The 25,867-nt window shown below is 34.0% G+C and carries 20 protein-coding genes and 2 pseudogenes; 19 read left to right on the top strand and 3 right to left on the bottom strand.

Features of this window, described 5'->3' with window-relative positions; genetic code table 11:
• The first annotated feature begins 554 nt into the window (after positions 1-554).
• From ACZLO7_RS14150 to ACZLO7_RS14125, 6 genes and pseudogenes are all read left to right on the top strand, one after another.
• Positions 555-1,436: a helix-turn-helix domain-containing protein gene (locus ACZLO7_RS14150; RefSeq protein ID WP_464941181.1), complete on the top strand. Its 882-nt coding sequence runs from the start codon at positions 555-557 to the stop codon at positions 1,434-1,436.
• Between the two features lie 878 nt (positions 1,437-2,314).
• Positions 2,315-2,866 carry a helix-turn-helix domain-containing protein gene (locus tag ACZLO7_RS14145; protein ID WP_464941449.1) on the top strand — a complete coding sequence of 184 codons (552 nt, stop codon included), beginning with the start codon at positions 2,315-2,317 and terminating at the stop codon, positions 2,864-2,866.
• Positions 2,827-3,693: pseudogene (locus ACZLO7_RS14140) on the top strand (IS3 family transposase); the annotation flags it as partial. The gene ACZLO7_RS14145 and the pseudogene ACZLO7_RS14140, both read left to right, overlap by 40 nt.
• Positions 3,694-3,760: 67 nt before the next feature.
• Positions 3,761-4,999, top strand: a complete 1,239-nt coding sequence (locus tag ACZLO7_RS14135; protein WP_464939941.1) for a hypothetical protein — start codon at positions 3,761-3,763, stop codon at positions 4,997-4,999.
• Positions 5,000-5,163: 164 nt separating this feature from the next.
• Positions 5,164-5,994, top strand: a complete 831-nt coding sequence (locus ACZLO7_RS14130) for a DUF2785 domain-containing protein (RefSeq protein ID WP_464939942.1) — start codon at positions 5,164-5,166, stop codon at positions 5,992-5,994.
• Between the two features lie 23 nt (positions 5,995-6,017).
• Complete coding sequence (locus tag ACZLO7_RS14125) at positions 6,018-7,115, top strand: ThiF family adenylyltransferase (protein WP_464939943.1); 1,098 nt, start codon at positions 6,018-6,020, stop codon at positions 7,113-7,115.
• Between the two features lie 423 nt (positions 7,116-7,538).
• Here the strand turns inward: ACZLO7_RS14125 and ACZLO7_RS14120 are convergent, their stop codons facing one another.
• Complete coding sequence (locus ACZLO7_RS14120; protein WP_464939944.1) at positions 7,539-8,048, bottom strand: DUF3916 domain-containing protein; 510 nt, start codon at positions 8,046-8,048, stop codon at positions 7,539-7,541.
• A gap of 56 nt (positions 8,049-8,104) precedes the next feature.
• A complete protein-coding gene (locus tag ACZLO7_RS14115; protein ID WP_464939945.1) occupies positions 8,105-9,136 on the bottom strand; it encodes a C40 family peptidase in 1,032 nt (343 codons plus the stop codon).
• A gap of 173 nt (positions 9,137-9,309) precedes the next feature.
• On the opposite strand from ACZLO7_RS14115, the gene recQ reads away from it, so the two are divergent.
• The 6 genes and pseudogenes from recQ (at position 9,310) to ACZLO7_RS14085 (ending at position 17,386) form a co-directional block, all read left to right on the top strand.
• Positions 9,310-11,079 carry a DNA helicase RecQ gene (gene recQ, locus ACZLO7_RS14110; RefSeq protein WP_464939946.1) on the top strand — a complete coding sequence of 590 codons (1,770 nt, stop codon included), beginning with the start codon at positions 9,310-9,312 and terminating at the stop codon, positions 11,077-11,079.
• A gap of 236 nt (positions 11,080-11,315) precedes the next feature.
• A pseudogene (locus ACZLO7_RS14105) lies at positions 11,316-11,822 on the top strand (GNAT family N-acetyltransferase); the annotation flags it as partial.
• Between the two features lie 895 nt (positions 11,823-12,717).
• Positions 12,718-13,314 (top strand): TetR/AcrR family transcriptional regulator, encoded by a 597-nt coding sequence (locus tag ACZLO7_RS14100; protein ID WP_464939947.1) that lies wholly within the window; start codon positions 12,718-12,720, stop codon positions 13,312-13,314.
• Positions 13,315-13,454: 140 nt separating this feature from the next.
• On the top strand, positions 13,455-14,837 hold the full coding sequence (lpdA, locus tag ACZLO7_RS14095) for a dihydrolipoyl dehydrogenase (protein ID WP_464939948.1): 1,383 nt from the start codon (positions 13,455-13,457) through the stop codon (positions 14,835-14,837).
• A 218-nt stretch (positions 14,838-15,055) separates the two neighbouring features.
• Positions 15,056-15,511 (top strand): cupin domain-containing protein, encoded by a 456-nt coding sequence (locus ACZLO7_RS14090; protein WP_464939949.1) that lies wholly within the window; start codon positions 15,056-15,058, stop codon positions 15,509-15,511.
• 633 nt (positions 15,512-16,144) lie between these two features.
• Complete coding sequence (locus tag ACZLO7_RS14085; protein ID WP_464939950.1) at positions 16,145-17,386, top strand: hypothetical protein; 1,242 nt, start codon at positions 16,145-16,147, stop codon at positions 17,384-17,386.
• A gap of 205 nt (positions 17,387-17,591) precedes the next feature.
• Here the strand turns inward: ACZLO7_RS14085 and ACZLO7_RS14080 are convergent, their stop codons facing one another.
• Positions 17,592-17,804, bottom strand: a complete 213-nt coding sequence (locus ACZLO7_RS14080; RefSeq protein WP_464939951.1) for a hypothetical protein — start codon at positions 17,802-17,804, stop codon at positions 17,592-17,594.
• 394 nt (positions 17,805-18,198) lie between these two features.
• Here ACZLO7_RS14080 and ACZLO7_RS14075 point away from each other — a divergent pair, with 394 nt between their 5' ends.
• From ACZLO7_RS14075 to ACZLO7_RS14045, 7 genes are all read left to right on the top strand, one after another.
• Entirely contained in the window at positions 18,199-18,417 is a 219-nt protein-coding gene (locus ACZLO7_RS14075; protein ID WP_464939952.1) for a hypothetical protein, read from the top strand.
• Between the two features lie 1,013 nt (positions 18,418-19,430).
• On the top strand, positions 19,431-21,017 hold the full coding sequence (locus tag ACZLO7_RS14070; protein ID WP_464939953.1) for a glutathione ABC transporter substrate-binding protein: 1,587 nt from the start codon (positions 19,431-19,433) through the stop codon (positions 21,015-21,017).
• A gap of 128 nt (positions 21,018-21,145) precedes the next feature.
• Positions 21,146-22,069: a nickel ABC transporter permease gene (nikB, locus tag ACZLO7_RS14065; RefSeq protein WP_464939954.1), complete on the top strand. Its 924-nt coding sequence runs from the start codon at positions 21,146-21,148 to the stop codon at positions 22,067-22,069.
• 54 nt (positions 22,070-22,123) lie between these two features.
• Complete coding sequence (locus ACZLO7_RS14060; protein ID WP_464940000.1) at positions 22,124-22,978, top strand: ABC transporter permease; 855 nt, start codon at positions 22,124-22,126, stop codon at positions 22,976-22,978.
• Positions 22,979-22,991: 13 nt separating this feature from the next.
• Complete coding sequence (locus ACZLO7_RS14055; protein ID WP_464939955.1) at positions 22,992-23,972, top strand: ABC transporter ATP-binding protein; 981 nt, start codon at positions 22,992-22,994, stop codon at positions 23,970-23,972.
• Between the two features lie 5 nt (positions 23,973-23,977).
• Positions 23,978-24,949 carry an ABC transporter ATP-binding protein gene (locus ACZLO7_RS14050; protein WP_464939956.1) on the top strand — a complete coding sequence of 324 codons (972 nt, stop codon included), beginning with the start codon at positions 23,978-23,980 and terminating at the stop codon, positions 24,947-24,949.
• 18 nt (positions 24,950-24,967) lie between these two features.
• Complete coding sequence (locus ACZLO7_RS14045; protein WP_464939957.1) at positions 24,968-25,846, top strand: sugar phosphate isomerase/epimerase family protein; 879 nt, start codon at positions 24,968-24,970, stop codon at positions 25,844-25,846.
• Positions 25,847-25,867 lie beyond the last annotated feature (21 nt).

The raw sequence follows: 25,867 nt of genomic DNA, 5'->3' as shown, positions 1-25,867 counted from the left end.
ATTTCGTAAGGATTATTGAAAGTCATATTTCTTCAAAATGAAAGTTATCAGTTTTATTTTGATAAATAAAAAATGATCAATATTTTATTAGAGTTTGATAAGAACGGCCTCTTAGAATATTTTGGATTTAAGAGGCCTTTTGGTTTGATCTGACCAAATAAAGTTAGACAAGAAGTTTCGGCAGCTTCCAAGACCTGAGTTCGGTATTCGACTGGACTTAGGTCTTTTAATTTTGCCTTCAAAATTACTTGCTTTGTTTTTGTTTGTAATTTTCCCTGCATTTGAACTAAAGTGTTCAACTTTTTTAGATAGGCATCCTCCATTAAATATTAAACGTAGTAGCGACATCAATTAAGGATAATCCCGTTTCGTACAAATAATTAAGTACATTCATAATATGCTCTTTGTTTAGTTTGTCTTCACCTTAATTGTAAAGGAGATTAGCTTGTTTTCAGAATACACCTCAATTACCAAATTTAAATATAATGTATAAATAATGTATAATTAGTAGAGGAATAAGTCTATTTTATTTTTTTGTTGGGGAGAGGGTAATAATGCCTTGGACACTATTAGGAAATGAAATAAAAAAGATAAGAACATCCAGAAAGATATCACAAATTCGTTTAGCTGAAGGGATTTGTCACCAATCTGAAATTAGCCGTATAGAATCAGGAAAGACCTTGCCAAATTCAGATATATTATATGGTATCGCAAAAAAATTAAATCTTAATTTAGATTATTGGTTAAAACTCATTGTATCGGAAGAATCAAAAGAACAAAAAAAATTTAGAGATAAGTTAGAACGGATAACAGAAAGGAAAAATTACGAAAAATTATATGAGATTACGAAAAAAGAGTTATATAAAAACTATGATATTGAATTTCAACAGTATCTACTATGGAAAAATAATATAGCAGCCTTTGAGTTGAGAAAAATGAGTTTCGAAGAGTTTAATGAAAACTTAAATGAGATTCTCAATATGAATTATATAAGTACTGAATTCCATCAGGAAATCCATATATTAAACGCTTTAGCAATCTCTAATGTTAAATTCGGAAATATAGAAATAGCTATTCAATATTTTCAACGGATACTAAAAATGGATTATCTTGATTATAGTTCAGAGATTTATATAAAAGTAACATATAATTACTCTAAACTTTTGTACGACATAGAGGATTATACTCAGGCATTAAATGTGACTAATACAGCTATTGAAAGGTCAATTGAACAAAAATCGATGATTTTATTGGGACAACTCTATTACCAAAGGGGTGAATGTAAGGAGAAGTTACTTTATCAATACAATAGTATTGCAGAAGATTTTGAAACCGCTTTAATAATGTTTAGAATCCAAAATTTGTCATTGTATATTAATATATTATTTAAAAATAAATCTGAATATTTAAAATTTGACAACCAACTTAAAAATTAGGTATCCACTATCATTTCTCTTTGTGATTGAGGATGTAAAATATGTTTTTGTAGATTGCCATTCCTTTTAGTTCCTATGATGCTAAAAGGAATGGTAGTCCGAGTTATGGTGACTATTGAAGAGATTTAGATAGCAAGAGAAATTAAAAAATGAACGAATCACCTCATTCTATTGAAGTAAGTACATCATAGTAATCTTTTACTCTAAACCTCAAATAATTCTCCATGTAAATTCTTTTTCTATTACCTGTTTTGATTTATATATTCATACGGAAGATCTGATCCAAAATTTGGTGCCATTAAAAAACAGCTTAGTGAAACTATCATGAAAATTATCGAAATATACTTCTTCATAATATAAATATACACCTCCTTATCGTAATTCTATCATCCATTTAATCAACATACTTATGCAATCATGCATATTATAAATTAGTTATTGAGTTTAATAATCTACTAAACTTATACTAAAAAAAAGCCATTAGGCATTACACACACTTACTTGTAAATTTATTACTTAATAGTATTATATTTGATTTAAAAAGGATGTAAATTTTTATGTTGATTCTTATCACTGCGCAATAAACTTATTTGAGAATCGATTACATAAAGGAGGTGAAAGACATGAAAAAAATCAAAGTTAAAGTATTACCAAAAGTAGGTCTACCAGCTAACCGTGCATGTACATGATTTGATAATTGAAATTACATAAAGGAGGTGAAAGACATGAAAAAAATCAAAGTTAAAGTATTACCAAAAGTAGGTTTACCAGCTAACCGTGCATGTACATGATCTTTTTTGTAGGAAAAGAGTCCACTCTAAGGGGGTGCTGCACCCCAAAAGTTAGAGTAATAAATCTAACTTTTGGGGTGTTTTTGTATGGCGAAATATAGCCAAGGTTTTAAATTAAAGATTGTTCAAGAGTATTTAAAAGGGAATCTGGGATACCTATTATTAGCGCAAAAATATGGTATTCCATCTCCAACTCCAATCAAACGTTGGGTTAGAGCATATAAAATTTTTGGAGAAGAAGGTTTACAACGGAAAACAAAGCATGAAGAATATCCTGTTCAATTCAAATTAGATGTATTAAACTTTATGAAACAAACAGGTGCTTCTTACCAAGATACAGCAATTCGATTTAACATGAATGATCCTAGTTTAATCGCAACTTGGAACAGTAAGTTTTTAAAAGAAGGAGTAGAAGGCCTGAAACATGCGAAGGGAAGGCCATCTATGTCTAAAAAATCAGAAGCTACAGTGAAAAAAACAATGTCTCGTGAGGAGCAGTTAGAACGTGAAAATGAACTACTTCGTCTAGAGGTTGCGTATTTAAAAAAGTTGAAGGCTTTTCGAGAGAACCCGGATGCCTTCCTCGAAAAGCACAAGCAGCAATCGCCTTTGAACTCAAAAAAGAAGGGTTCCGATTAAAATACATCTTTAAACAAGTCGATATTCCAGAAGCAACGTATCACTATCACATCAAGCAAATGAAGGATGAAGATCCAGATCAAGCGTGGAAAACGTTGATTTTAGAGACTTTTGAGCAACATGAAGGGCGATATGGATATCGTCGCATTCATGCGGAATTAAAGGGACAAGGACATAAAATCAATCATAAAAAAGTACAACGAATCATGAGTGAATTGAATTTAAAATGCGTGAAATTCGTGCGTAAATCTCGCTATAAATCGTATAAGGGTACTGTAGGGAAAGTCGCGAGGAATCGATTAAACCGCCGTTTCCATACAACGTACTTCTTACAAAAACTCGTGACAGACGTAACAGAATTCAAATGTACAAACAACGAAAAACTCTATTTAAGTCCGATTATGGATTTATATAACGGTGAAATACTGAGCTTTAGTATGTCTAAACGCCCTACACTTGATTTCGTAATAGACTCATTGAAACAAGCACTCCCAATTATTCAAGAACATGCCCTATACCGTACAACGATTCACTCGGATCAGGGCTGGCACTATCAACATCATTTATGGGTGAAAAAATTAAAGCGAAACAAGATTTTCCAAAGCATGTCTCGTAAAGCAACCTGTGCAGACAATGCGACCATGGAGAACTTCTTTGGCTTACTCAAACAAGAAATGTATTACGGAGAAGAATTAATCTCCTATGAAGCGTTAAAGAAGAAAATAGAGAAGTATATCTATTACTATAATAACGATCGAATTAAACAAAAATTGGCCAGCATGAGCCCGGTAAAATACCGAACTCATGCCAGCCAATTAGCTGCATAAATAAAACTCTAACTTTAAGGGGTCACTACCATTATTAAAAAAAATGTAGAAAGGAAGAGATAATTATATGTATAAGATTAGTAAGAATTCTATAGTTGAAGTACATAATATTGAAACATACCCAAGTGAAAAGGATTCTATTACTATTCGACGTATTGGTACTTCAGATTACTTATCACTAGATGTAGACACCCTTAATATCTATCATTCCTTTTCTCAGGATAAGACAATAGCCGAAGTAACATCTATGTATAGTGCTAATGATTATCAGGTAGATGACATAATAGAGTTTGTTGAAGTTTTAGTTGATGCAGGCTATGTAAAAAGTATTAATGGTCATCTTATATCAGAAAGTTTACTTGATAGTCCCAAATTAAATGTTAAGCATAGTAAAATTTTTCAGATATTATTTAGTAAGGTTGCCTGGGTATTTTATCTGTTAACCATGTTTGTTAATTTGTTTTTGTTTTCTACATTCGAAAATATACGACCAAAGGGTTCTGATTTCTTTGTTAGTAATTCTGGAATTGCATCAATAGCTATTATAATTATAAGTACATGGATAGTGATATTTTTTCATGAATATGGACATATATGTGCTGCCAAAAGTGCTGGAATTGGGGCTAAAGTTAAATGGGGATATAGACTAGTTTTTCTAGTCCTTGAAACTGAAGTAACTGATATCTGGTCGGTTCCTAGAAGAAAAAGATATGGAATTTACTTAGCAGGTTTAGCATGGACAAGTGTATTGATATTATTGTGTTTAATTATGCAGTTTTACTTTTCAAATGAGATTTTAATTAAAATACTTAAGTTTTCAGTTTTAATGCAACTACAGACCACAGTGTTCCAAGCACTATTATTCTTGCGTACAGATTTATATTATGTACTAACCAATTTTTTAGAAATTGATGATCTTGATGAATCGATGAAATTTATTTTTAAGAATATATTTACTTTAAGAATAGGGAAAATAAGAAGTAAATTAAATAGTTTACCAAATAAAGAGAAGAAACTCGTTAAAATATACAGTCTTTTGAGCTTTATGGGGATAATAATTTCGTTATATTTATTTTTCGTAATCGACATACCTATCGCATATTATTCTGTCAAACAAACTCTTGAAAAAACTTTAAGAGATCCTCTATTTTCTATGTCATATTGGGACGGCATTGCGATGGGAACTCTAACGCTGTGTCCAATAGTTATTTTAGTTGTATATGTATCGTTAGATTTAAGAAAAAAAATGAAAGCGAGAAAAATAGAAAAGTTAGAGGCTATTACTAAAAACGGGGAAGTTGCTTGATGATAGACGCTAAATAATATATGTTGCTGAAACACAATAGTTAGGAGTGTTAGCATGGATTTGAAAAAAGGATTCATTTTTGTGTTTTTTATTTTAGTATCAATTTCTTCCACATTAGTAGCTTTAAGTTTATATCTAAGAGCTATTCTTAATTAATAATAGGGGTGAATAATATTATATTAAAAAATGAACTTTTTTATTTAAGAAGTAAGGAATACAGCTTACCTGAAAGTTTTAATTATGAAGATTTAATTGGAGAGATGTTAGTTAATATTGGATCTACAGATAGCGAATTAAGAGATGATCTAATTTATATGACTTTATCACACTTGATACTTGAAGATTTTCTTTCTAATGATGAACTTCAAAGTATGTTAAAGACCATTTTGGATAATCGACATCTTTTTCATAATATTGGGGAATCAAATACGGACTCAGTGTTTACAAGGTCATTTTCCATGCTGGTTATTCCACTAATACTTATGGTTAATCAAAAAAACAATTTCCTAAACTATGAAGATATTTTAGAAATTAAAGACAAGCTAGTATGGTACCTTCAGCATGAGAAGGATTGGCGAGGTTTTGTTCCGGGTAAAGGGTGGGCACATGCTCTGGCTCATACTGCTGATGCAATAAATGAGTTAGCTAAATATAATTTACCTATAGAAGTACAATTAGAAATTCTAGGTGCCATTAAAGGTGTCATATGTATAAAAGAAACAGTATACACCAATTTAGAAGATGAAAGACTGATAACAGCTGTAATAACAATATTGAAAAAAGGTTCAATTGACATAAAAGTAGTTGAGAATTGGGTTACAGATTTCACCCATTGGAAAAAAACTGAATTATGGCATGAGGAGTACAAGATTATAACTAATGTTAAAAATTTTTTGGGCAGTCTTTACTTTCGTTTAGAGCAAGAAATCGATCAGCAAATTGTTGCTGAAATTGTAAAAGAAAAATTGACTGAGATGATGAACATATATACTTAATTCATTTAAAGGAGAGAACGCTTATGAAGCCAAAATTCAAAGATTTTTACCCAGTTATCTTGGTTGACTCTCATACAATTCAAATTGGAGATGAACCGAATAACGCATATGAGATACAAGATCCAGATGGGATATTAACAAAGGTTATTCCTTTATTGAATGGTGAGTTAGATACAAACCGAATTTTAGACTTACTTGAAGAACCGTCCTTAAGCTTATCTGAACTTGAAAGTATTATTGAAACATTAGATGAAATTGGTTTAATAGATGATAGTTCTAAGGAAACTTTACAAGAGCTAGAAGAATGGCAATATAAGAGATATAATAATAATCTTAACTTTTTCAATATTTTTAGTAATTTAGACCGAACTAAGTCATCTTACCAAAAAGAACTTATAGAGACTAAGGTTTTGGTTTTAGGTATGGGAGGGTTAGGTAGTAACCTTCTAATGCAGCTATCTGGGCTAGGTGTAGGACATATAAAATTTCTTGATTGTGATGAAGTAGAATTGAAAAATTTAAATCGTCAGGTTTTATATTCTGAGAAATATATAGGACAGAGGAAAACTAAGGTAGGTTTTGAACGGTTAAGTGATTTTAACACATCCATTGATTATGAAATGATTGATAAAAGAATAACTTCACCTGAAGATCTAGAAAACATTATTACTGGAGATTTAGATTTTGTGTTTTGTGCAGCTGATAATCCACCATTAATAATAAATTCTTGGGTAAATGAACTATGTATTAAAAATAGCGTTCCTTTTATTTCAGGAGGAGTTGGCTTAACTTGTGGTAGTTTTTATACAATTATGCCATCAGAAACAGCTTGCTTAGAGTGTTATTATACTTTTATCAAAGAGAATTTCGGACAAGTTCTAGATGCTTACGATAATCCGAACATCGATTATAATGCTGCCATTCTTCCTAATATTAGTCTTATAGCATCGATGATTACAACTGAATTTTTGAGGATCCACCTTAAAATAGCAGAACCCATATCATTAGGAAAAAAAGCGATAGTTAACTTCTTAACTTCAGAAACAACATTTGAGACTCCTTGGATTAAAAACAACCAATGTAAGATTTGCTCAACAGAAAAATCAATGTTATCTAATTAGTTCATTTCGGATTAGTTCCTTATCCAGCTTCTGATATGGAAACCTGTGTAGTATAAACCTCAGCTAACAATCATTAATGCAAAAAAATTATAAAATGAGTTGGTAGTTACTAGTTGCGATAGATATGAGGGGAAGAAAGAGAATTGCATCACTGGTCATAAAGCATGTTTAGAACGATCTACGTTTGATCTGACACAATAAAGTAGACAAGAAGTTTAGGCAGCTTTCAAGACCTGAGTTCGTTATTCGACTGGACTTAGGTCTTTTAATTTTGCCTTCATTCGTTTGTGAGTGTAATAGTAAATGTATACTTCTAATTCTCTTTAAATTGCTCGATACTTTCAAACCCCTTAGTTCAAAAATTACTTGCGCTTTGATTTTGATTACAGGGCTTCTGTACAATTTTCTTTCGCCAATGCCGTATTAATCCACCACGTCACCAATAAACCAAATTTCACCCTCATGATAATAGTCCTCATCTGAAATCTGTTCATTAAATCCTAGGATTTGTAAATTTGAGGGAACGGACAAACCCATTTCTCTTTGTAAATCACGTTCATCGGATAGAAGTGTCCATTTTTGCTGTTCGTCATTCCTATCAAAGAATCCTTTGTAATGTTCCTCGCCTTTAAATACAATTATTTGAGAACTAAATAATCGTGGCCAATTGATAGCAGCAACAACCCTTAAAGTTTGCTCGGATTTAGGTTTAATACTGATCAAATGCTCAACTTGAGTAATCAAAGTTTGCATGCAAAGTCGTTTAATGCCAATGGGAGTCATATTTGAGTCAATGAATGCCTCACTAACAGGTAAATGCAAATGCCAATAACCACGATAATAATCTGTTGGAAATTCCATTGTTTCTTCTTCAATCTGTTTAATCATACTATTTATTTTTCGCTTTAATCCTCTAGCCTTTTTTGCTCGCATTGTAACTCTCCTAAATAGGGTACTTTACTATTTTAGTATAAAAGAAGAGGCTGATTTTATTTTAAATATCGACGCGCAGACACTAGTTCATTTTGATAAGGCTGAGTTTGTAATAAGCGAATTTCTAAACTTCGATTATAGTTAGGTGAATGGATTATTTGTCCTTTACCAATATACATAGCAACGTGATGGATTTTACCTTTGCCATTATTATTGGCAAAAAATAATAGATCACCAGGTTTTAAATTCTTTAAAGAAACGGGCTTGCCTTTCACTGCTTGAACTGATGAATCACGTGGGATTAATATACCATGTTGTTTGTAAATACTATAAACAAATCCAGAACAATCAAAACCGTAAGCTGAAATGCCACCCCACAAATAAGGAAGACCGAGAAATTCTTTACCTGTTGTAATGATGTCCTTTGCAGTAGGATTTGGGATGCTAGAATAATTACGATATTTAAGAGCTGTTGCTTTTTTAATATAACGATGCTTACCTGTTGGTGTTTGGATTTTATACCATTTTTTTGTTTCATCTATGATTGGTAGAATTGTATTGAAGCTAATTTGCAAAGATTTCTTCCTGTTTTTAGTCGAAGGGTATAGATTTGCTACTTTTTCTTTTACGATAACAATCTTGCAATTAGAAGTGTCCTTTTTTGATTTGATAATGTGCGAAGCAGGAACCCATCCTCTATAACCTTGCTTGCTTTTTGGAGAAAACTGATCAATAACAGCAATTTTCAGCCAACCCTTTTGTTTCGCTATTAATTTCACCTCTTGGCCATATAAAGCTTGGGTATCAATACGTCCTAATGTATCGAGTTTTTGGTAATAAGATAAGCTTTGGTTCCATAAGCTTACATTAGCGTTTTTCTGTAATATAAGCTTATCCATAGGGCGTACTTGAACAGGTGATGTCCATAAAGTAGTAACGGGAACGTTAACAAGGTATTTTGTTTTATTTACTCCATTAATACAAGTCTTACTTTTGTCTAGTGTGACAGCATTAGCTTCTTTTAATTGAGATGGTATAAAGCCATAGAAGAAGATAAAACAAATAATTGCAAATAGGTGTTTTTTCAAAATAGTGCCCCCTTGTCGTTATAAAAATAAATCTTTTTTCCTGGATTATATCATTAAAATGTAAATTTAATAAGCTGTTAATCTTGCTTGTTGCAATTTTGCTATTTAAAAGCCTTTTAACCTATTAAATGTTACAATGAAAGAACATATATACGTATTGAGGGGGTAGATGAATGTTTGAAGAAGCACAACATTTGCTAGGGAAATATTTTGGTTATGACGAATTTCGCGAGGGACAAGCACAAATTGTTTCGAATGTTTTAGAGAGAAAATCGAGCTTATGTGTGATGCCAACAGGTGGAGGGAAGTCAATTTGTTACCAAATTCCAGCCCTGTTACTAGAAGGCACGACAATAGTTGTTTCACCTCTTATTTCCCTTATGCAAGATCAAGTAGACACACTACTTGAAGCAGGTATTTCTGCGGCATTTATTAATAGTACATTGTCTGTAAGTGAATTACGTGAAACAATGGAAAACTTACATGAAGGAAGATATCAGCTTTTATATATTGCGCCTGAACGACTTGAATCGCCTCAGTTTTTGTCTGAGCTAAAGAATATACAAGTGCCATTAATTGCTGTAGACGAAGCTCATTGTATTTCACAATGGGGACACGATTTCCGTCCAAGCTATCGTGCTATTAATCGATTAATGACTATTTTTGAAGAGAAACCCGTTGTTTTAGCACTAACAGCGACTGCAACACCGGAAGTAAGGGAAGATATTTGCCGCATTTTACAAATAACTGATGCTAACACGGTTATTACTGGATTTGCCCGTAGTAATCTTTCCTTTTCAGTAGTTCTAGGACAAGACAAAGACCGCTATATTAAAGATTTCGTAAAGAAAAACGTTAATGAAGTCGGGATCATTTACGCTGCAACAAGAAAAGCTGTAGACCATGTATATGATGTGTTGATGAAAGCAGGAATGTCCGTGGCGAAATACCATGCAGGTTTGCCAGAAGCTTTCCGTCAACTGGAGCAAACACGTTTCTTAAAAGACGAAGCGCAAGTAATGGTCGCGACAAATGCCTTTGGTATGGGTATCGATAAATCCAATGTAAGGTACGTTATTCATTATCAATTGCCAAAGAATATGGAAAGTTATTATCAGGAAGCAGGGAGAGCAGGTCGTGACGGATTGCCAAGTGAATGTGTTGTTTTGTATGCCTCACAAGATGTACAAACTCAACGCTTTTTAATTGATCAATCACAAGACCGTGAACGAATTCCTGGAGAACTCGCTAAATTGCAAGGAATGGCGGATTATTGCCATACAGAGCAATGCTTACAGCAGTATATTGTGAAGTATTTCGGTGAGGAAAACGCTGAAGTTTGCGGGAAGTGTGCAAATTGTAAAGATGATAGAGAAATTTTTGATGTTACAGAAGATGTTCAAAAGGTACTTAGTTGTGTGATCCGAATGGGGCAGAAATTCGGTAAAACAATGATTGCTCAAGTGTTAATTGGATCACAAAATCAAAAAGTCATCAGCTTTGGTTTAAATAGGCTTTCCACATATGGCATTATGAAAAACATGACAGTTAAAGAAGTATCCAACTTTATAGAGTTCATGATCGCTGAAGATTTACTATCTGTGAAACAGGGGAACATGCCGACCATTTTTGTTCCAGAAAAAGGTAAGGATGTACTCCTAGGCAAAGTAAAAGTGCAACGCAAAGGTGTTGTTGTCACAAGACAAATTGCAGAAAATGATCCATTATTTGAAGAACTACGTACAATTCGGAAACAACTTGCAGATGAAGCGAATGTACCTCCATTTGTTATCTTCTCGGATAAGTCATTGCAAGATATGTGTGCAAAACGACCAAAAACAGCAGATGAATTTTTAGAAGTAAACGGTGTAGGGGCAAACAAGTTAGAGAAATATGGCGCTGCTTTTATAGATGTAATTATAAAATTTGAAGTAAATGTATAACGATTTGGAGAAGGAAGTGTCCTAAAGAGCATATACGTAATATACAAAACAATTAATGGAGAACGTACATGAAATACGTATTGGTGATACAGTACATCAAGTATCTTGGTTATCTTATGTTGCTTATAAAGAAGTGTGGAATGACATGGGCAGCGTTAAAAAGTTGAGGGTTATGACGTTGATGAATTCATCTAAACGAGAAAACTGGAGAAAATACTAAAGGTTGGTGAATTTTATTGAAGATTCTTGAAACTGATCGACTTATACTTCGCCTGCAAACAACCGACGATGCGGCGTTTATCCTTGAGCTTCTGAACGATCCTTCCTGGTTGCGGTTCATAGGCGATCGCTATGTGAGAACACTGGATGACGCAAGGGCCTATATTTTGAATGGACCTGATCGCATGTTTGAGCAATTCGGTTTCTGTCTTTATTTGGTGGAACGAAAGGAGGATCATGCCCCAATAGGAATTTGCGGTCTGGTAAAAAGAGATTCCCTGAAAGATGTGGATATTGGATTTGCCTTTCTACCAAAGTATTGGTCAAAAGGCTACGCCTATGAAGCAGCCTCCGCAGTAATGTCATATGGAGAAGACACATTAGGACTAACTCGCATTGTGGCAATCACGGCTCAAGAGAATCAAGCTTCAACCAGTCTGCTAGAAAAATTAGGATTTCGATTTGAGAGATTGATTCAACTGGCCAATGACTCCGAAGAGCTTAAGCTTTTGGTATTTGATAAAACAGAAAACCACATCAAAAAACAGTGGGAATCATCAGAAACAAAAGTGATTCTAGATCGATTAACCGCCTCCTTTTTTGATGCGTTTACCAATGAAAATGGAAAAAAACTGAATGTACGCGCTCTCTCCGAATTATTTATTCCAGAGGCAATGATCATTAAAAATACAGATTGTGCTCCTATAATATACAGCCTTAAGCAGTTTATCGAACCCAGAGAGAAGTTATTAAGTGAAGGAAACTTGATGAATTTCAAGGAAGAGGAAGTGTACGAAATCACAGAGATTTTCGGAAATATCGCGCATCGTTTTAGCTTGTATCGAAAAATAGGTGTGTTGTCTGGCGAAGCATTTGATACAATGGGCATGAAAACGATGCAGTTCATTCGTACGCCCGGTGGTTGGAAGATAAGCTCAATTGCTTGGGATGATGAAAAAAGTGGCTTAACCATTCCGAAAAGGTATTTAAAATAATAACCAAGAAGAAGACTCTCCTCACTGGAGAGTCTTCTTCTAATTGCTCCAAAACATGCGGAGACATATATTGTTGCAACTCTTTAGAAAGCAATTCTAGTTATCAGAAAGTGTTAAAGAAGAAACGGAGGATTTCTGTATTCAATCTTTAAAAATCATGTCGTTGATTTGACGTGGTTAGAATTTATGAAGCATTACAAAAAGACACTGTCGTACTTATCTCAACGGGTGTGATTGAACAGCAGGGGTAAGGAAAGTATTTCACGATTAATCATAGTAAGGAGCAGTTAATAAGATGATTTGTAATAAAGTTCGATAATTATAAAAAAAATGATAAAAAAATCGCTCTTGTTTTTATCTTGCTAATCTTTTTTTCTTTGTTTATAATAAAAAGAGACCGATTGGTTTTTTGTAGGAGGCTATCATGCGCAAAGGTGAATTAACAAAACAAATGATTCTCGAACGCTCTTCTGCTCTTTTTAATATAAAAGGGTATAGTGGTTCCTCGATTTCTGATATTATGCAGGAGACGGGATTAGAAAAAGGAGGGATTTATCGCCATTTTAAAAGTAAAGATGATTTAGCTATTCAAGCATTCCAGTATGCTACTTCAAAAATGGCTGAGCGTTATGTCGAAGAGATAAAAAATGCATCCAATACAATTGATAAGTTAAAAGCATTTATTTCAGTTCTTAAATCTCTTGTCCATAAAGAGCCATTTCCCGGAGGGTGCCCCATCATGAACGTAATGTTAGAAGCAGATGATTACCATCCTCTTTTGGCAGAACAAGCACGGATAGCAATGAATCAATTATTTGGAATGATTGAATGGATTATTACAAATGGAGTTGAACAAGGAGAGTTAAAACCAGATACTCAGGCAAAGCAGATCACTATAGTCTGGATCTCTTCTCTTGAAGGCGCACTTGCCTTGTCTCGCTTATATCAAGATATGATCTATCTTGATACCGTATCTTCCCAGCTTCTTATTGAGCTAAAAAGACAATCCACGGCCAATTGAGCCGTTCTTTTTATCGCAAAAAAGAGACTGAACGGTTTCTTTTTAGGGACTTAAGATGCAACCATGAAAAGGAGGTAATTCAAGTGTGAATCCGTTATTGAAGGTAAGAAGCTTAATCAATAGAGGAGTGAGAATTGAATATGAAAGAAGTTGAAACGATTGTAATTGGCTCTGGCCCTGGGGGATATGTCGCTGCTATACGAGCTGCTCAATTAGGAAAAAAGGTAACAATTATTGAAAAAGGTGATATTGGAGGAGTATGTTTAAATGTTGGATGTATTCCTTCAAAAGCTCTAATTACCGCTGCCCATCGATACGAAACAGCAATACATTCTGATGATATCGGTATTACTACAGAAAATGTTAAAATTGACTTTTCTAAAGTCCAAGAATGGAAAGGAAAAGTTGTAAAAAAATTAAATAGCAATGTACAAAGTCTTTTAAAAGGAAACAAAGTGAATATTGTAAAAGGTGAAGCATCCTTTATTGATGAAAATACATTACGTGTCATAGATGAAAAGTCAGCTCAAACTTACACATTTGAAAACGCTATTCTTGCTACGGGCTCTCGTCCTGTTGAAATTCCAACATTTAAATACTCAAAACGTGTAATTAATTCAACTGGTGCACTAAATCTACCTGAGATACCTAATAAATTAGTGATAATTGGAGGTGGAGTTATTGGTGTTGAACTAGGTACTGCTTACACTAATTTCGGGACTGAAGTAACCATACTTGAAGGCAACGAAGAATTATTTGCTGGAAGCTTTGAAGAACAAATGTCTTCACTTGTATCTCGTAACTTAAAGAAAAAAGGTGCAAATATTGTAACAAATGCTTTGGCAAAAGATGTAGAAGAAAACGAAGAACGTGTAATTGTAAAATATCAAGCTAAGGGTGAGGTAAAAACTATTGAAGCTGATTATGTTCTCGTAACTGTCGGTCGCCGTCCAAATATAGATAAAATCGGATTAGAAAAAGTTGGCGTTGAAATGACTAATCGTGGTCTTGTTAAAATTGATAAACAATGCCGTACAAATGTATCTAACATTTATGCAATTGGTGATATCGTCGATGGTCCACAATTAGCACATAAAGCATCATATGAAGGGAAAATAGCTGCTGAAGCAATTGCTGGTCATCCTTCTGAAATAGATAATCTTGGAATTCCTGCAGTTGTATTCTCTGAACCAGAGTTAGCTACTGTTGGTTATAATGAGAAACAGGCGAAAGAGGAAGGAATTGATGTAGTTGCTGCTAAATTTCCGTTTGCAGCTAATGGACGTGCTCTAGCATTAAATAATGTTGATGGGTTTTTAAAACTTGTAAGTCGAAAAGAAGATGGTTTAATAATTGGTGGCCAAATCGCTGGTCCAAATGCGTCTGACATTATTGCTGAGATTGGTCTTGCAATTGAAACAGGAATGACTGCGGAAGATATTGCATTGACGATTCATGCACATCCGACATTAGGTGAGATTACTATGGATGCTGCTGAAGCATTACTATATAAATTAAAATAGATTTATATATAGCAAAATTTTTGATAGTTTTTCTGTCTTATTGAGATCAATAAATATGTAAAAAGTAAACTTTAATAATAAGCTTCTAATTAAAAGAAAAGAAATTGTTTTTTTTATATAAAAAGAGACTGTTCGGTTTCTTTTTGTAGGGAGAACTATTCATTTATTAGATATTACAAAAAATGAAATCATGAAAACCAAATGAGAGGAGAATACGTATGGATCAATTTGCGAATTCAACATTGGAAGGTAACAACTTTAGTGCGGTTCAAGTAGGCAAGTGGGGTGATCTTCTCCAGTATAAAAATACAAAACCATTTAAAGCTCCTGGAAAGGTGTTTCTAAAAGATAACTTACAATGTACAGGGATGGAAGTTTCCCTTAATGTTTTTCCTCCTGGCATATCGATGCCTTTCTATCATAAACATAAAGAAAATGAGGAGCTATATATCTTCGTCAAGGGGAAAGGGCAATTTATGATTGATGATGAAATTCTTGAAATAAAAGAGGGTACTGTGGTTAGGGTTGCGCAAGAAGGGGAAAGAATCTGGCGTAATAATTCAAGTGAGCCCCTTTATTTTATCTGTATTCAAGCTAAGGCGAATACTATGAAGGAAAGTAACGTTGAGGATGGCATAATGTTAGATAAATCCATTGAATGGGATAAGAAATAGGCATATATGATGCATGCATTAAAAGGAGTGAATAAAAATTAGCGTTAAATGAAAATAAAAAGTAACGATGAATATTTTAAATAGACCTTATTTTGAACAATCTTTATTCAAAATGAGGTCTATTTATTTCTATCAAATCCAGCGTTAGCGGTATCTTTTTGATCAAACTTTTTCCAAATCCAACAATCGCTTTAAGACAAATTCAACTTAAAGAGTTACAATTTACAATTGGACGTTTACCAACGAATTCTAAGGGCATGAATGTTTAAAGTGCTTTGAAGGTATGCAATATATCTCGATAGATGATAACCGCTTTATTATAAATGTCTCAACTTTATTATTCGTTAACATAAAGAAACAAGAATCGATTTGTCTATAAATATTATTAAGCATAAAGTAGCTAAACAAACTTTTTTTAAAAAATCTCTCTCTTTACCTAAATGGGAATATATTATATCATTATATTATATTGAAATAATATATTAAGTAGAGAGGTTATATTGAATCAAAAAGATTATTAGGAGCATTTTAACGCTTACATTATTAAGTAATAATATTAATAAGTACGCATTTGCTCAAGAAGAAATACTATTATTCTTTAAATATAGTATAAATAACTAAAGATAGGAGATAATGATGAAGAAATATAAATGGTTTTACATAATCGGTGGTATTTTAATTGTGATTGCAGCAGCAGGCTATTTTTTACCACGCCTCCTTCTTAACATTGCGTATTCCCCTCTTTTAGAGGAGAAAGAAGTGCCACTCGTAGAAAATTTACCCAAAGCAACTGACTCATTAGAGATGAAAAATGGCAAATATTTATTAGCCTTTTCGGAATCAAAAAGTTACAGTAATTCCGATACAGGAGGTTTTTACGTTATTGATGAGGCAGGTCGTTTTTTATCGCAAAGCGTAAAGCAAGATTTATCGGGCCCAATCGGTATGACGACAGCCCACGATAAAGCGTATGTCGTTAATAACCGCTCTCTACAGCGTACATCAATCGACTTGAAAACAGGTAAGATTGAGTCAATTGATATGAGTAAACAATCGAGTAATTCCTTTTCACTTTATTCGAATAATAATTATGTTATTTATGACATTGCAGGGAGTCTAAATAACGGTCAAAAGCTTGTATATTGGCGACAAAATAAACCGAATGACAAGAAATCCTTTGTTATTCCACATGGTTTTACTCATTCCATGCATGTTGAAAAGGATGACGCATACATTACGACGGCTGATCCGGATGCGATTACGTATATCCATCACGTCGACTTAAAAAACAATAAGGTCATTTCCTCAAAAAAATTAGATTTAGAGGATGAGGAGTATTCACAAACTGGTTTACCAAGCAATCCGGCACTAGCATACTACAAAGGATATCTGTATTATACAGTTAATCAAATGAAGACTGTATCGGATAATGATGATACAATTATAAATACAGGGAAGCTTGTGAAAATTGACCCTAAAACTTTAAAAACCGTCAAAAAAGTTTCGATTGGTGATGAAAATTTTAATCCAGACTCACTAGCGGTTGTCGATGATCAAATTGTTATTTTAAGTGACTATTCAGAAGCGTATGTGATGAATGATCAAGAACAGATGAAAAAACTTACTTTCAAAATACCACAGGATCAACGTTCAGCTCTAAAACAAAAAAGTACATTTACGGGACAAATAACCATTAAAGGGGATAAAGCGTACATTTTTACTATGTATGATCTTCGCAATAATGATAGTGATGATGCTATTGAACGTGGTGAAATAAATGCTTTTAACTTAACAAATGGTGAGCACCTATCAAGAACGGTCGTTAAAATGCCTTTATCCACCTACTTAACGATGACCTTCGCTGTCATTCAATAGATAGAGTTATTAGAAAAATAACCATTTTGCTAATAGGTCAATAATCGCTACATAAGATTTTGTTTCTATTATATAATCAACAGCCAGCAAATCGCGTTTCAACACTGCGGTTTGCTGGCTATGTTATTTTGAAGGGGAAATATATTTGCTTCTTGATCGATCTCGGCAACTATGTATAAATAATAAAGTCATTTATTTTCAACTTTCAGCCGATTCCATTTGTATCTTTTAATCGCCCAAATAATAATATTCCCCAAAGTAAAATAATAAATAAATCCAAAATCTGTAGCCATTTAGAATCAATGCCTAAAACTACATAAAGCACAAAGCAAATAATCATCAAGGTTAATACGATACCTAGCAATATTTGCTGCTTTACACTCATTTTAATCCTATCTGTATGGTTTTCTTTGTTCATTTTAAATACCTCCGGAAATTGCTCATTCATCAAATATTCAATTACCAAATTATACATATAAATATTATAAACGATATTCAAAGAGCCCGATACTCGAACTTGTGAGTGAAGGGCTTTTTGAAACATCTTTATTATCTTTTAAACAACTATATTATTCTTGAAACAAAATTGTTAATAGTAAATAGCAATTCATTTTTATGTTTTTATGAAAGAGTTCCAATATAAATAGGAATAATTTGCTGTCAATTAATAGACAAATTATGTGCTAAAATTGAGTTACCATAGTAGAAGTAAGATGTCTGACGTTATAAAATATATATAGACATTACATAAATAGCCCATACACATCTTTGGCGTGGGTGGTGCATTTAATATAATAAAAAGGAGTTTTTCTATGATGGAACAAAAAATCTTATTTTACGTTGAAAAACTTCAAGAAGAAGTAATGCACTCGGTTGCTTCTGGAGCAAATTCAAATTTATACAGATATGCATGTGAAATGCTAGAAAGAGAGCCGGTAGAAAATAAGAAAGCAATTTGCCAAGCATATGAAGTTGTAAAACACTCTCTAGTTGGCAAAAAACACTGCCTATTGCAAGGGCATTTTATATAGATTAAAACAGATTCTTTCAGTATGGAGAATCTGTTTTTTATTGTATGTATCGGTAACAAATCAAAAGAAATAATTTCGTAGTAAAAGAAATTGAGTTAAAAATACAGCCAAAAATCAATAATTTAAATTTGATCTCTTTCAGGATTATATTTTTTCGTTATCATTTTCCATCACCTCAAAAGATTTGCTTATATAACATGTGTAGTTGATTGGAGCGGAGGTTGCTACTCCTGCGGAAAATGCGGGATAGTCCAAGAACCTGCAAGAGCGTAGAGATGAAACGGCTTGGCGCTCGCCCGCGGAAAGCGTTCACCGTAGAGGAAATCAACGGTCTTATCTATTTATTTTTAAAAATAAAAAGACTGTAGACACTAACTTTGATTAGGAGAACGGGGATTAAATGTTAACCCCTCTCTCTCTGCAATTTCCACTATTGAAGGTTACATATATAATCCCCACTCTTATTTTGTTTGGTTTCGCAAAGAATATAAGTGGATGAATATACTGGGGAAAGTATTTAAGATGTTAAAAATATTACATGTGTAGTTGATTGGAGCGGAGGTGGCGACTCCTGCGGGAAAAGCGGACAGTCCAAGACCCTGCAGGAGCATAGCGACGAAGCGACTTGGCGCCCGCCCGCGGAAAGCGTCCACCGTAGCGGAAATCAACGGTCTTATCTATTATGTTTTTTAAAATAAAAGGCTGTAGATAAATCCGAACTTCTTCGATTTTGTCTTCAGACTGATGTGAGCTCTTCTTTAACAAGAAGAGCTCGTTTTTTGTTTTTTTCACCAATGGAGTAATTAATATGAAAAACATTATAAATACGCTTAATAATCACTGATTTTATAATAATTATTTTCATGGTGTTAAAATCATTTTTCCTTGCATAAGCTTTGTTAAGAAATTATTTTATAAAATTTCTCACATATTCAAGATTATTCATTTCGAAATCTTTCATCTTTATATTAGATATTAGTCTATGAATTAGTGAGAACAAGGGGGATGAGTTAATGCTGCAAAGGAATGGATGGAAAGTTCTGTTGTTAGTCGTTTTTTGCACCATTTTTATGGTTGCATGTTCTGATGACAAGAAAGAAACAAATAGTAGTGAAGGTAAAGGGGCGAAAGAGCCATCTACTGAAAAGAAAGAAGAACTAGTTGTCGCAGTAAATGAAAACTTCATTTCAATGGATCCTCATAATACTGGGGATACAAATTCTAACTCGGTGCAAGCAGCTATGACAGAAGGGCTACTTGGCTTCGATTCTGAAGGTCAGATTATTAATGTGCTTGCGGAAGATTATTCGGTCAGTAAGGATGCACTTGAATATACATTTAAGTTAAAACAAGGCATCAAATTTCATGATGGTGAGGACTTTAATGCAGAAGCAGTTAAAGTGAATTTTGAGAGAATCATGAAAGATGAGAGCTTACGATTATATTCACGTGGTTTTAGTTTGATAAAGAAAATTGATGTGACAAGTGACTATGAAATTAAAGTTACTTTAAAAGAACCATATAGTCCAATGCTCACTCGCTTTGCAGTAGCGAAAATATTAAGTCCTAAATTAGTGAAAGAACATGTAGCTGATATCCCTAAAAGCCCTGTAGGAACAGGTGCATATAAATTTGTTGAATGGGTTCAAGGTGATCATTTAATAATTGAACGTTTTGATGATTATTGGGGAAAAGGAGATCGCGTCAAGAAAATTATTTTCAAGCCGGTACCAGAAAATGGTTCGCGTGTGGCGATGTTAAAAACGGGGGAAGCAGGAGTTATCTACCCTGTGCCATCTCAAAATATTGCCCAAGTGGAAGGCGATAAGAACATTCAAGTATTTAAAATCCCATCAACAATTGCGCGTTATGTATCGATTAATACGTATAAAAAACCATTTAATGATCCAAAAGTGCGTCAAGCATTTAACTATGCAGTCGACAAAGATGCATTTATCAAAGTAGTGAATTTTGGCTTAGGATTACCGCTAGATTCAATCATTTCTTCAAAAACGATTTATTACAAACAACAAGAGGCTTATTCACAAAATATTGAAAAAGCAAAAAGACTATTAAAAGAAGCTGGTTATCCAGATGGCTTTGAAACAGAGATTTGGGGTAATACAAACTCTGACACGATGAAAGGTATGCAATTCATCCAACAACAGTTAAAACAAATTGGTGTAAAAGTAGAAATTAAGTCGATGGAAGAAGGCACTCTTTCTGATGAAATTTATGGTGCGCAAACGCCAGATGATGCAAAACTACAAATGTGGTATGTAAGTTGGTCTTCCTATGCTTCAGATATTACAAATGCAACAAAACCATTATTCCATAGTGGATCTTTCCCGCCAAATGGTGCGAATACAGCTTATTACAACAACAAAGAAGTAGATAAATGGATGAATGAAGCAAATTCAATATCAGATAAAGCAAAACAAGAAGAACTATATGGCGAAATTCAAGAAACTGTATATAAAGATGCGCCTTGGATATTCCTTGGTGTTGATGAAATTGTATATGGTGTTCGTTCAGATGTAGGTGGAGTTGTTGTCGATCCAACAGGTGGGTTGAACGTGAAAGATGCTGTTTTTAAATAATTCCTAACATATTGCTCGTAAGAAGCTGAAATTTTTTCGGCTTCTTACTTTCCAAAAGGTAATGATTTTAAGGCTAAACTACACATATAAAATTTTCTCGTATCCACCTTTTGAAGGAGGGAGTATATTTGCTTCGATATATCATAAAACGAGTGTTAGAAATGTTACCAATACTTATTGTAGTTTCGATACTATCATTCATGTTTATTCATTTTATTCCTGGTGATCCAGCACGATTGGTTGCTGGTAAGGATGCGACTATAGCAGATGTCCAGAATGTTCGTGAAGAATTAGGTTTAGATGATCCCATCTGGAAACAATACGTTTCTTATATGGGGAATTTATTGCAAGGTAATTTAGGTACTTCTTTAAAGACGGGGTTACCAGTCTCCGATATGTTTACATCGCGCTTCATGCCATCTATCTATTTAACATTTTTAGCGATGATTTGGGCAACTATTGTTGGTTTGCTAATTGGAGCTTTGTCAGCCGTATTTAAAAACAAATGGCCGGATTATTTAGGGATGGTAACAGCAGTATCCGGTATTTCACTGCCTGGATTTTGGCTTGGATTACTATTAATTCAATTATTTTCTGTTCAACTAGGTATCCTCCCAACTGGTGGAGCGGAAGGTTTTAAGAGTTATATTCTTCCTTCATTAACGTTAGGTGCAGGTATTATGTCAATGATTGCTAGATTTACAAGGTCATCTTTATTGGAGACATTGCAGACAGACTATATACGAACGGGTCGTGCAAAAGGGTTGAAAGAATCAGTTGTCATTATCCAACATGCATTGAGGAATTCTCTAATACCAGTTGTAACGATTGCAGGCTTGCAATTTGGCTTCCTTTTAGGTGGGTCAGTTGTTGTTGAGACAGTTTTTAGTTTCCCAGGAATGGGCCGTTTACTCATTGATTCAATTGCATTTCGAGATTACCCCGTGATTCAGTCAGCGCTTCTCCTATTTGCGATTGAATTTATCATCGTCAATTTAATAGTAGATATTTTATACAGCGTTCTAAATCCGAAAATCCAAATTCAGTCCTAAAGGAGGGTATTTATGAAGAGCATTTCAATTGATAAAAATGAAAAAGCAGTGATAATGCAACCAAAATACTCTCCAATAAAAGAATCTTGGAAAAACTTTAGAAAGCAGAAAGTAGCATTCATCGCTAGTATTTTTGTTTTAATACTCATTGTCATAGCAATCCTGGGACCTTACATCACACCATTTGATCCTTATAAGCCAAATTATGATGCTTTGTTAGAACCTCCTAGCAAAACTCATATTGTAGGTACTGATGAATATGGCCGAGATATTTTAAGTAGATTAATCATGGGGACGAGAATTTCATTGAGTGTAAGTTTCGCATCTGTATTTTTAGGAGCGATTTTAGGAACCATTTTAGGCTTAATTAGTGGTTACTTTGGCGGTTGGTTGGATCGTCTAATTATGCGTTCAAGTGATGTCCTGTTTTCTTTTCCAGACTTACTTCTAGCAATTGCTATAGTAGCAATTTTAGGTCCAGGTTTAAATAATGTAATTATTGCAGTAACTGTTTTTGGAATACCTTCATTTGCAAGACTCGTGCGTGGTGCCACTTTAGAGGCCAAAGAAAACACGTATGTGGAAGCTGCAAAATCAATGGGTGCACCACATCATCGTATTATGTATAAGCATATTTTCCCTGAAACAGTGAGTAGTCTTATCATTTTCGTAACGATGCGAATTGGTACAGCAATATTAGCAGCTTCAAGTTTAAGTTTTCTAGGCTTAGGTGCTAGCCCTGAAACACCTGAGTGGGGAGTTATGTTAAGTACGGGGAGAGATTATTTAGGCACAGCTTCACATGTAGTAATTGTACCTGGGATAGCCATCTTTTTAACTGTTCTTGCATTTAATTTAATAGGTGATGGATTACGAGATGTATTAGATCCAAAAACGAAGAACGATTAAGGGGAATCGGGATATGACTAAAAAACTACTTCAGGTTGAAGAATTGCAAACGGAATTTACGAGGGAAAAGCAGAAAACGAGAATATTACATGGAGTCAATTTTCACATCAATGAAGGTGAAGTGTTAGGACTTGTTGGTGAATCTGGCTGTGGGAAAAGTTTGACATCATTATCCATCATGCGTTTGTTCCAAGGAACTACAGGTGAAATCACAAATGGTAATATCTATTTCAATGACTTAGATTTAGTCAATCTTTCCGACTATGAAATGCGAAAGTTAAGAGGTAAGCAAATGGCGATGATTTTCCAAGATCCGATGACTTCATTAAATCCAGTGATGAAAATAGGAAAGCAGCTCACTGAGCCTATCCGGGTACACTTAAAGTTAAGCAAGAGTGAAGCAAGAGAACATGCAATTGCTATGCTCACTAAAGTAGGAATTGCTCGCCCTGATGAAATTATTGATGAATATCCGCACCAACTTTCTGGAGGGATGAGACAACGTGTAATGATTGCCATGGCGATGTCTTGTAATCCAAACTTGCTTATAGCAGATGAGCCTACGACTGCTTTAGATGTAACTATTCAAGCGCAAATATTAGAGCTTATGAAAAAACTACAAAAGGATGAAAAAATGTCAATCCTTTTAATCACGCATGATTTAGGAGTAGTAGCTGAGATGTGTGACAGAGTAGTTGTCATGTATGCAGGGAAAGTTGTGGAAGAAGCATCTATTTACGATTTATTTGAAAACCCTAAGCATCCATATAGCAAAGGCTTAATCTCATCTGTTCCGAAACTAGGAGAGAAAAAAGATAAATTAGATTCGATAAAAGGAAATGTTCCAAATCCATCTAATATGCCAAAGGGTTGTAAATTTGCTCCTAGGTGTAATATGGCCTTACCTATTTGTAATGAGCAAGAACCTACTTGTAAAACACTAGAGAATGATAGGTTATGCAGTTGTTGGCTATATGAATTTGAAACGAGGTGAGGCGAATGTCTAATACAATATTGAAAGTAGAGAAGCTAAAAAAATCCTTCGAAATGTCAAATGGCTTATTTGAGAAGAAAAAAACTATTCAAGCAGTTAGTGATGTTTCATTTGAAATCCAAAAAGGTGAGACATTCAGCCTTGTTGGAGAAAGTGGTTGTGGTAAATCGACAACTGGCCGTCTAATCTCTAGATTATTAGAACCTACTGAAGGATCTATTTGGATAGATGGTATGGAAGTTTCCAATAAAAAAGAATCGCAATTAAAGAAGATGAGACAATCAGTTCAAATGATCTTCCAAGATCCTTATGCATCACTGAATCCACGCATGAAAGTGAAAGAAATAATTGCAGAACCACTGACTATCCATACAAACTTATCGACTAGTGAGCGTCAGAAACAGGTATTAGAAATCTTAGACGTTGTCGGGTTAAGTGAGTATCATGCTGAAAGATACGCACATGAATTTAGTGGTGGTCAAAGACAAAGGATTGGTATTGCACGTGCATTAATCATGAAGCCCCAGTTAATAATTGCAGACGAGCCAGTTTCAGCTCTGGATGTTTCTATTCAATCTCAAATATTGAATCTATTAAAAGATTTACAAAGAGAATATGGAATTTCTTATTTATTTATCTCACACGATTTAAGTGTTGTTGAACATATTAGTGACAATATAGGCGTCATGTACTTAGGAGGAATCGTAGAATCAGGTCCAAAAGAGACGGTTTTTGCAAATCCGCAACACCCGTATACAAAGGCATTATTATCTTCTGTACCCGTTGCGAATCCTCGATTAAGAAAAGAGAAGATCATATTAAAAGGTGATATACCAAGTCCGAAAAACCCTCCACCAGGGTGTACATTTCATACTAGATGTCCTTTTGTTAAGGATGTTTGTAAAAAAGTACAACCTAAAAGAAAGCGGCTTCAAGAAGAATATCATTTTGCATCTTGTCATTTGCTAGACCAATAAATTGAAGAGGTGATCCATATGAAAGTTGGTTTAAGTACGTATAGTTTAGTAAAGAAAATGAGAGAAGGTACCATGAATGTGTTAGATGTCATTCAATGGGTAGCTGATAATGGAGGAGAGCACGTCGAACTTGTCCCTTATGAGTTTACAGTAGTAGATAACCCAGAGCTTGCAGATCAAATTAAAGAAAAAGCGCAACAACTGGGCCTTGAATTATCAGCTTATTCCTTACCTGCAAATTTTGTTCAAGAGACTGAAGAGGCATTTTTTGCAGAGGTAGAGCGATTGAAGCAACATGTTGATATTGTAAATCGAATGGGCATTAAAATTATGCGTCATGATGTTACAGCCTTTACACTACCAAAAGAGCATATGACTATACATTATTTTAATGAACACTTCGATAAATTAGTAAAAGGAAGCCAGTTACTCGCAGATTATGCAGCTCAATTTGGCATTACTACAACGATTGAAAACCATGGTTTTAATGTTCAAACGAGTGATCGCGTTCAACAAATCATTCATGCTGTGAATAGACCGAATTTTAAAACAACATTAGATGTAGGGAATTTCCTATGTATAGATGAAGAACCTTTAGTAGGTGTAAAGAAAAATATTCCATACGCGGCAACAGTGCATTTTAAAGATTTTTATACTAGGCCGTACTTTGAAAATCCAGGGGCAGGCGAATGGTTTAGAACAGTAAATGATAATTATATACGTGGTGCAATTGTAGGGCATGGTGATATTAATATTCGTCAAATAATAAAAACTGTAAAGTCTTCTGGATATGATGGTTATTTGACAGTCGAATTTGAAGGAATGGAAGATTGCGAAATTGGCTCGAAAATAGGGATGGATAATGTCAAACGATTATGGCTTGAGGCAAATTGCTAACAGATGAACCTCATAAAAAGG

The sequence above is a fragment of the Viridibacillus sp. d25.2 genome (genome assembly GCF_055456015.2).
The sequence above is the reverse complement of the archived record's forward strand: the minus strand, read 5'-3'. Positions and strand labels throughout refer to the sequence as shown.

Excerpts from the sequence above, each read along its gene's own strand:
- ACZLO7_RS14150 (WP_464941181.1), top strand. The coding sequence starts at position 555 with ATGCCTTGGACACTATTAGGAAATGAAATAAAAAAGATAAGAACATCC.
- ACZLO7_RS14145 (WP_464941449.1), top strand. The coding sequence starts at position 2,315 with ATGGCGAAATATAGCCAAGGTTTTAAATTAAAGATTGTTCAAGAGTAT.
- ACZLO7_RS14135 (WP_464939941.1), top strand. The coding sequence starts at position 3,761 with ATGTATAAGATTAGTAAGAATTCTATAGTTGAAGTACATAATATTGAA.
- ACZLO7_RS14125 (WP_464939943.1), top strand. The coding sequence starts at position 6,018 with ATGAAGCCAAAATTCAAAGATTTTTACCCAGTTATCTTGGTTGACTCT.
- ACZLO7_RS14120 (WP_464939944.1), bottom strand. The coding sequence starts at position 8,048 with ATGCGAGCAAAAAAGGCTAGAGGATTAAAGCGAAAAATAAATAGTATG.
- recQ (WP_464939946.1), top strand. The coding sequence starts at position 9,310 with ATGTTTGAAGAAGCACAACATTTGCTAGGGAAATATTTTGGTTATGAC.
- ACZLO7_RS14100 (WP_464939947.1), top strand. The coding sequence starts at position 12,718 with ATGCGCAAAGGTGAATTAACAAAACAAATGATTCTCGAACGCTCTTCT.
- lpdA (WP_464939948.1), top strand. The coding sequence starts at position 13,455 with ATGAAAGAAGTTGAAACGATTGTAATTGGCTCTGGCCCTGGGGGATAT.
- ACZLO7_RS14090 (WP_464939949.1), top strand. The coding sequence starts at position 15,056 with ATGGATCAATTTGCGAATTCAACATTGGAAGGTAACAACTTTAGTGCG.
- ACZLO7_RS14085 (WP_464939950.1), top strand. The coding sequence starts at position 16,145 with ATGATGAAGAAATATAAATGGTTTTACATAATCGGTGGTATTTTAATT.
- ACZLO7_RS14080 (WP_464939951.1), bottom strand. The coding sequence starts at position 17,804 with ATGAACAAAGAAAACCATACAGATAGGATTAAAATGAGTGTAAAGCAG.
- ACZLO7_RS14075 (WP_464939952.1), top strand. The coding sequence starts at position 18,199 with ATGATGGAACAAAAAATCTTATTTTACGTTGAAAAACTTCAAGAAGAA.
- ACZLO7_RS14070 (WP_464939953.1), top strand. The coding sequence starts at position 19,431 with ATGCTGCAAAGGAATGGATGGAAAGTTCTGTTGTTAGTCGTTTTTTGC.
- ACZLO7_RS14060 (WP_464940000.1), top strand. The coding sequence starts at position 22,124 with ATGCAACCAAAATACTCTCCAATAAAAGAATCTTGGAAAAACTTTAGA.
- ACZLO7_RS14055 (WP_464939955.1), top strand. The coding sequence starts at position 22,992 with ATGACTAAAAAACTACTTCAGGTTGAAGAATTGCAAACGGAATTTACG.
- ACZLO7_RS14050 (WP_464939956.1), top strand. The coding sequence starts at position 23,978 with ATGTCTAATACAATATTGAAAGTAGAGAAGCTAAAAAAATCCTTCGAA.
- ACZLO7_RS14045 (WP_464939957.1), top strand. The coding sequence starts at position 24,968 with ATGAAAGTTGGTTTAAGTACGTATAGTTTAGTAAAGAAAATGAGAGAA.